We start from the raw sequence: 4872 nt of genomic DNA, 5'->3' as shown, positions 1-4872 counted from the left end.
AGTTTTTACTAATATATTTTTATCGTCTATTATTTGTACAAAATTTACATTAGTTTTTTGTGGAAATATCTCGTGATATGGAGTTAAATACTGTATATAGATTTCTATTACTTCCTCCATCTGCTCTTTAGTTAGAGATAAAAGTTTTAATTCTAGGTTATTTCTGTGTTTATCTAATACCTCACATTTTACATATGATTTTCTTAATTTTATAAGGACCTTTGACCCAATCTCTAAATTTTGAGATGTCTCTATCCATATTTTTTTACTAGATATACTATCTATTACAACATCTATATTAGATAGATGTTTTTCTTCATGGTCTAATAATATACAATTAGATTCCATCTTTTCATCAATGCTCGCCCTATCTTCGTCTTCACTTACTTTAACTTGATAAGCTACTCTCAAAGATCTCATTATTCCAATCAAATTAAATATATTTAAAAATGCATTTAGATAATATGCATATTTTATAATATAGCCTTTTTCAACTAATTTTAATCCTATAAAAAGTGATAAAAGCCCTAATATTAAAATTAATAAATGAGGTTTTACTACATCATATTCATAATACCCTCTATCAATTTCTATATCTTTAGATGTAACATTAAAGTTAACTTCAAAGCCAAACATTTCTTTTATTATTGATAAACTTAAGTGTGGAGCCATTGCCATTTCATAATAATGTGTCCACATATACCTTCTCGATTTTGGTGATAATATTCTGAAAATAAATATTTGAACTAATATATATGGTATTGTCATATTTAATAATTCTGCAAAACCAGATTCTACAAAATGAATTCCTGTAGATAAGAATAAAATCGGTACTATTATATAAAACATCTTAATTAGATTTGAGAACCAATATAGCACTCCATCTACATAACAAATCCTCTGCGCTGGTGTAAGACCTTTTAGTATAAACGGATTATAATGTTTAAATACTTGGATATTTCCTCTACACCAACGGTCTCTTTGTTTTACTAATTCTCCAAAGGTAGATGCACTAAGTCCTAAAACTAAGACTTTATTTATAAAAATAGAATCATATCCCTTTGCCTGAAGCAACATTCCTACAGCCATATCTTCTGTTATTGAACATGTTGGATATCCACCTATTTCATCTATAAATTTACGTCTAAAAACTGCATTTGTACCTACATGTAATACTGCACCTCTGTATGCTCTTGCTTCTTGAACGTCTCTCATAAAGAAATCCTGCTCATTTGGAATATATTTTTTTAAGTTAGATTGATACATATCTTTATTGTAATAACATTGAGGTGTCTGTACAAAAGCTAAATTTTCATCTTCAAAATATCCAATTGTTTTCTGTAAAAATTCCTTTTTAGGAATCATATCTGCATCTAATACTAGAAATAAATCGCCTTTTATATATTTTAGCGCATTATTTATATTTCCAGCTTTAGCACCTTTGTTGTCTTCTCGTGTAATATAATTCACACCATATTTTTTACATAGTGCTTTTAATTCATCTCTTCTTCCATCATCACATACATAAACTTTAAATTTATTTTTAGGGTATGCCATTTGAGTACTTGCAATTATTGTCTTTTCAAGTAATTGAAGCGATTCATTATATGTACAAATTAAAACATCCACAAGTGGAGCTTCATCTAAATTATATACACTTAAATCTTTTCTTATAATTTTATATTTTCCAAAGAAAATAAATTGAAAATTCATAAAATTCATAAATCCAATGAACTCACAAACAAACAATATTAAACCTAAGATAAAACTGACTATTCCAAGATTTGTTGGAATTACAGTTCCTCTCCATAAAATATATATAGTCGATATAATTATATCAACTATAATCAATAATTTTACATTCTTATTATTAATTTTATATGCTAAAAAACTTATTAATAAGGCTGTTATTGATAAAATTAAATACATTAAATTCTCCTTACTTCTATAAAAAACTTATACTATAGTATATTTACTTAATTATATATACCTTGTATATTCCATATTTAAATATTTTGTTGGAATAAAAAAACATTTGTATCAATGTATTACATTAATTACTTATATTTGAATAAGAAGCATACATAACCATATTTTATACAAATATACTTTTTCGTGTAATAAGGAGACATAAAAAAAATTCGCTTCGCTCATATCGCCAACGACTTTGTCCGTTGCTTAAAATTTGCTTCGCTCATGTCACCAACGACTTTGTCCATCACTTTAGATAATAAGTTGTAAATTAAAAAAGATGTTGAAAATCAATTTGTTTTCAACATCTTTTTAATTAAATTATATTAAAATGCTGGAACTATACTTCCATTATATTTTTCTTCTATAAATTTCTTAACATCATCACTGTTTAATGCTTTTGTTAATGCTTTTGTTTTTTCGCTGTCTTTATCTTCTGTTCTTATAGCAACTATATTTGCATATGGAGACTCACTTGATTCTATTGCTAATGCATCTTTAGTTGGGTTTAATCCTACGTTTAATGCATAGTTAGTGTTTATAACAGCTATTGCAACGTCATCTAATGTAGAAGGTACTTGTGCTGCATCAACTTCAACAAACTCTAAGTTTTTAGGGTTTTTAGTTATATCTTTTACAGTTATTAATTCACCGTCTTTAACTTCTATTAAACCTTGTTTTGCTAATAATTTAAGTGCTCTAGCTTCATTAGTTGAGTCATTTGGAACTGCTACTTTGTCTCCATCTTTAACTTCATCTAATTTTTTAACTTTATTTGAGTATATTCCCATTGGTTCTATATGAACTTTTGCACAGTATGTTAAATCATATCCTTTTTGTTTAACTGTTTCCTCTAAGTATGGTACGTGTTGGAAATAGTTAGCATCTAGTGATCCATCTGCTAATGCTTGATTTGGTAATACATAATCATCATACTCTTTTACTTTTAAAGTATATCCATCTTTTTCTAATATAGGTTTTGCTGCCTCTAATATTTCTGCATGTGGTGTTGAAGATGCACCCACTACTATAGTTTTTTCATCATTTTTACCTGATGAACAACCTGTTAATAAACCTACTGCTAATGTTGATACTAATAATACTTTTGCTAATTTTTTTAGTTTCATTTTTACTCCTCCTGTTTTCCCTTAACTTTATTTATTTTTATTAATTTTTTATTGTTTTTAAGTTTCATTTTTCTATTTTTTACTTTTAATATTTGTTATTTTAATTTTTTATATACATAGTCACCTAGCATTTGTATAGCTTGTACTATTATGATTAATGTGATTACAACGTATACCATAACTGCTGTATCGAATCTTTGGTGTCCGTATACTAATGCTACCTTACCAAGACCACCAGCACCAACAGTACCTGCCATTGCTGTATATCCTAATATTGATATTATTGAAAGTGTAATTCCTGATACTATAGAAGGCATTGCTTCTTTTATCATAACTTTAAATATTATTTGTGTTTTTGTTGCTCCAAAAGATTTTGCTGCTTCTATTAATCCTTCATCAACTTCATTTAATGCGCTTTCAATTATTCTCGCTATAAATGGTGCTGCACCTATAGTTATTGGAACTATTGCTGCTGTCTCACCTATACTTGTTCCGATTAAGAATCTAGTAAATGGTATTAAAGCTACTAATAATATGATGAATGGGAAACTTCTAACTATGTTTACCACAAATCCTACTACTGAATATACATATTTATTTGGTTTTAATCCTTTTGGTTTAGTAAGTACTAATATTATTGCTAATATAAATCCTAAAATTGTAGCGATTATAGTCGGTACAATTATCATATACATTGTTTGTAAAAATGCTTCTCCCAGTATGTCAGTTAAATACTGATATAATGTCGTTTTAGTTGTCATTTTTTATCTCCTCCCATTTAATATTTTTCTCATCAAGATATCTCTTAACTGCATTTGCATAGTGGTCTTTTACTGTTATTATTAAAGATCCAAGGACATCTTCTCTGAATTTTTCTAGTTTTCCATAACTTATATTAAAATCGAAATCTAATGTTCTCGCCATATTTGTTATTATATTTTGGTTTGCAATTTCTTTAGGGAATATTATTTTTATATTTGTTCCTTCTGGAAGAACTATTTGTTCATCTCCTATTAATGCTTTTAATCCTTCTGTATTATTTAAGAATAAATCTTCAGTATCTTCTATTTCTAGAACTTTACCGCCTTCCATAACTGCAACCTTTGTACAAATTTGTTTTACAACTTCCATTTGGTGAGTTACAAGGATTATTGTTATGTTTAGTTTTTCATTTATATCTTGTAATAAAGCTAATATTGATTTTGTTGTATTTGGGTCTAATGCTGAAGTTGCTTCATCACAAAGTAAAACTTTTGGTTCAAGCGCTAATGCTCTTGCTATTGCAACCCTTTGTTTTTGACCACCACTTAGGTTTCTAGGTTTCGCATCTCTTTTATCTGCTAGTCCTACTAATTCAAGTAAATTCATAACCCTTTTTTCAATTTCTGCTTTTGAATATTTAAAACATTCTAGAGGTAATGCAACATTTTCAAATACTGTTTTTCTCTCTAATAGTGAGAAATGTTGGAATATCATTCCTAAGTTTTTTCTAAGTTCCCTTATTTCTTTTTCGGTTAAATCTTTTACTTCTTGTCCTTCTACTGTAAGACTTCCATCTCTATAATCTTCAAGTCCATTTATACATCTTAGTAATGTTGATTTACCAGCACCACTATGTCCGATAATTCCAAAAATTTCACCTTTTGAAATTTCCACATCTACATTTTTTAGGATTTGTACATCTCCATAATATTTATTAAGATTTTTTATCTTTATCATTAAGTTTCTTCCTTTCCTTAAATATATAAAATTATTATTTTATTATAGTGATTTT

Annotated in this window: 4 protein-coding genes; all 4 read right to left on the bottom strand. The window is 27.5% G+C overall.

Going from position 1 to position 4872, the window contains the following annotated elements; all coding sequences use genetic code 11:
• Window positions 1–1929: cellulose synthase catalytic subunit (locus I4U58_RS12630; RefSeq protein ID WP_195931698.1), on the bottom strand; the 1929-nt coding region annotated here is incomplete at its 3' end.
• Window positions 1930–2297: 368 nt separating this feature from the next.
• Window positions 2298–3098: a MetQ/NlpA family ABC transporter substrate-binding protein gene (locus I4U58_RS12625; RefSeq protein WP_195931697.1), complete on the bottom strand. Its 801-nt coding sequence runs from the start codon at window positions 3096–3098 to the stop codon at window positions 2298–2300.
• A gap of 95 nt (window positions 3099–3193) precedes the next feature.
• The gene (locus I4U58_RS12620; RefSeq protein ID WP_195931696.1) at window positions 3194–3859 is read right to left on the bottom strand and encodes a methionine ABC transporter permease; all 666 of its coding nucleotides are present in this window, start codon (window positions 3857–3859) and stop codon (window positions 3194–3196) included.
• Window positions 3849–4817: a methionine ABC transporter ATP-binding protein gene (locus I4U58_RS12615; protein WP_195931695.1), complete on the bottom strand. Its 969-nt coding sequence runs from the start codon at window positions 4815–4817 to the stop codon at window positions 3849–3851. The genes I4U58_RS12620 and I4U58_RS12615 overlap by 11 nt, the downstream gene beginning before the upstream one ends.
• Window positions 4818–4872: the final 55 nt, after the last annotated feature.

Origin of the sequence: Clostridium sp. 1001270J_160509_D11 (assembly GCF_015667935.1) — a bacterium.
Classification (GTDB): domain Bacteria; phylum Bacillota; class Clostridia; order Peptostreptococcales; family Peptostreptococcaceae; genus Intestinibacter.
Note: the sequence above shows the minus strand (reverse complement) of the source record. Positions and strands in the feature narration are given on the sequence as shown.